The sequence below is a fragment of the Microbacterium sp. NPDC058021 genome, assembly GCF_042885955.1.
Classification (GTDB): domain Bacteria; phylum Actinomycetota; class Actinomycetes; order Actinomycetales; family Microbacteriaceae; genus Microbacterium.
In genome coordinates, this window is the sequence record NZ_JBHVRF010000011.1 from 1 (window position 1) to 3,504 (window position 3,504).

Consider the following 3,504-nt stretch of genomic DNA (forward strand, 5'->3'; position numbering starts at 1 on the left):
TCACGAAAGAAGTCCGGCGGTGTCCTACTCTCCCACAGGGTCCCCCCTGCAGTACCATCGGCGCTGAGAGGCTTAGCTTCCGGGTTCGGTATGTGTCCGGGCGTTTCCCTCTCGCTATGGCCGCCGAAACACTATTGATGTTTCAGTCTGCACACAACAAAAGATTGTTGTCATGCGGTTCTCGACCGTACATCGAGAACCACTCAGTGGACGCGTAGCACCTCAAACGGGTGTGTTATCAAGTCATCGGCTTATTAGTACCAGTCAGCTGCATGCATTGCTGCACTTCCACATCTGGCCTATCAACCCAGTAGTCTGGCTGGGAGCCTCTCGCCCGAAGGCATGGAAGTCTCATCTTGAGGCCGGCTTCCCGCTTAGATGCTTTCAGCGGTTATCCATCCCGAACGTAGCTAATCAGCGGTGCTCCTGGCGGAACAACTGACACACCAGAGGTTCGTCCAACCCGGTCCTCTCGTACTAGGGTCAGATCCTCTCAAACTTCCTACGCGCGCAGCGGATAGGGACCGAACTGTCTCACGACGTTCTAAACCCAGCTCGCGTACCGCTTTAATGGGCGAACAGCCCAACCCTTGGGACCTACTCCAGCCCCAGGATGCGACGAGCCGACATCGAGGTGCCAAACCATGCCGTCGATATGGACTCTTGGGCAAGATCAGCCTGTTATCCCCGAGGTACCTTTTATCCGTTGAGCGACAGCGCTTCCACAAGCCACTGCCGGATCACTAGTCCCGACTTTCGTCCCTGCTCGACCTGTCAGTCTCACAGTCAAGCTCCCTTGTGCACTTACACTCGCCACCTGATTGCCAACCAGGTTGAGGGAACCTTTGGGCGCCTCCGTTACTTTTTGGGAGGCAACCGCCCCAGTTAAACTACCCACCAGGCACTGTCCCTGAACCGGATTACGGTTCGAAGTTAGATATCCAGAGTGACCAGAGTGGTATTTCAACAATGACTCCACATGAACTGGCGTCCATGCTTCAAAGTCTCCCACCTATCCTACACAAGCCACACCGAACACCAATACCAAGCTGTAGTAAAGGTCACGGGGTCTTTCCGTCCTGCTGCGCGTAACGAGCATCTTTACTCGTAGTGCAATTTCGCCGAGTTCGCGGTTGAGACAGTTGGGAAGTCGTTACGCCATTCGTGCAGGTCGGAACTTACCCGACAAGGAATTTCGCTACCTTAGGATGGTTATAGTTACCACCGCCGTTTACTGGGGCTTAAATTCTCAGCTTCGCCTTGCGGCTAACCGGTCCTCTTAACCTTCCAGCACCGGGCAGGCGTCAGTCCGTATACATCGTCTTGCGACTTGGCACGGACCTGTGTTTTTAGTAAACAGTCGCTACCCACTAGTCTCTGCGGCCTCCAAACGCTTTCGGAGCAAGTCCTAATACGTCGAAGGCCCCCCTTCTCCCGAAGTTACGGGGGCATTTTGCCGAGTTCCTTAACCACGATTCTCTCGATCTCCTTGGTATTCTCTACCTGACCACCTGAGTCGGTTTGGGGTACGGGCGGCTAGAACCTCGCGTCGATGCTTTTCTTGGCAGCATAGGATCACCCACTTTTTATCCGCATCGTGTCTCAGCCTATGTGAGTGACGGATTTGCCTATCACTCGGCCTACGCACTTGCCCCGGGACAACCATCGCCCGGGTTGGGCTACCTTCCTGCGTCACACCTGTTAATACGCTAACCGCACCAGCATGGGGTCATGCGCTAGCTCCAACGTTCTCACCCCGAAGGGATCGAATCAAAGGAATTCGGGCACTTAGCACCACTGGATTAGCTTGGGCGGTTCTTCGCCGGTACGGGAATATCAACCCGTTGTCCATCGACTACGCCTGTCGGCCTCGCCTTAGGTCCCGACTTACCCAGGGAAGATTAGCTTGACCCTGGAACCCTTGGTCTTTCGGAGGACGTGTTTCTCACACGTCTTTCGCTACTCATGCCTGCATTCTCACTCGTGTAGCCTCCACGGCTGGTTCACACCGCCGCTTCGCTGGCCACACGACGCTCTCCTACCCATCAATACGGCTGGACCACGAAGGCCTACCAATAATATCAATGCCACAACTTCGGTGGCGTGCTTGAGCCCCGTTACATTGTCGGCGCGGAATCACTTGACCAGTGAGCTATTACGCACTCTTTCAAGGGTGGCTGCTTCTAAGCCAACCTCCTGGTTGTCTAAGCAACTCCACATCCTTTCCCACTTAGCACGCGCTTTGGGACCTTAGATGGTGGTCTGGGTTGTTTCCCTCTCGACTATGAAGCTTATCCCCCACAGTCTCACTGCTGCGCTCTCACTTACCGGCATTCGGAGTTTGGCTGACGTCAGTAACCTTGTAGGGCCCATCGGCCATCCAGTAGCTCTACCTCCGGCAAGAAACACGCAACGCTGCACCTAAATGCATTTCGGAGAGAACCAGCTATCACGAAGTTTGATTGGCCTTTCACCCCTATCCACAGCTCATCCCCTCAGTTTTCAACCTAAGTGGGTTCGGTCCTCCACGACGTCTTACCGTCGCTTCAACCTGGCCATGGATAGATCACTTCGCTTCGGGTCTAGGACATGCGACTGAATCGCCCTATTCAGACTCGCTTTCGCTACGGCTACCCCTCACGGGTTAACCTCGCCACATATCGCTAACTCGCAGGCTCATTCTTCAAAAGGCACGCTGTCACCCCTACTAAGGAGGCTCCAACGGTTTGTAAGCAAACGGTTTCAGGTACTATTTCACTCCCCTCCCGGGGTACTTTTCACCTTTCCCTCACGGTACTTGTCCGCTATCGGTCATCTGGGAGTATTTAGGCTTATCAGGTGGTCCTGACAGATTCACACGGGATTTCTCGGGCCCCGTGCTACTTGGGATACTCTTCGCGTCAAGAGAGGCATTTCGACTACGGGGTTCGCACCCTCTATGACCGGCCATTCAAAGCCGTTCGTCTATACCTTCTTGTAACGCCGACAGATCGGCAGAACTGTCTGAAAAGTCCCACAACCCCGAATACGCAACTCCTGCCGGATATCACACGTACTCGGTTTAGCCTGTTCCGGTTTCGCTCGCCACTACTAACGGAATCGCGGTTGCTTTCTCTTCCTGTGGGTACTGAGATGTTTCACTTCCCCACGTTCCCTCTACCCGCCCTATATATTCAGGCGGGAGTCACTAGGTCGGCACGCCGCCCAGCGGGGTTTCCCCATTCGGAAATCCTCGGATCAAAGTGTGCTTATCCACTCCCCGAGGCTTATCGCAGATTGCTACGTCCTTCTTCGGCTCCAGATGCCAAGGCATCCACCGTTTGCTCTTAAAGACTTGAAAATCACATGAGTTTGAATCAAAACTCGCAACCCAGGCATAAAGCCTGGATCAGAAATTGACTAATGATCTTTAAGATCATCGATCGAAACATAAATGTTTCGAAGATGCTCGCGTCCACTGTGTAGTTCTCAAAGTACGGGCGGTACCCACCCCCGCCACCAGCT

Annotated in this window: 2 rRNA genes; both read right to left on the reverse strand. The window is 54.0% G+C overall.

Annotated features, from left to right (window positions below):
- Positions 1–11 precede the first annotated feature (11 nt).
- A 5S ribosomal RNA gene (gene rrf, locus ACFVR6_RS16130) occupies positions 12–128 on the reverse strand.
- Between the two features lie 106 nt (positions 129–234).
- A 23S ribosomal RNA gene (locus ACFVR6_RS16135) occupies positions 235–3,340 on the reverse strand.
- Between the last annotated feature and the right edge of the window lie 164 nt (positions 3,341–3,504).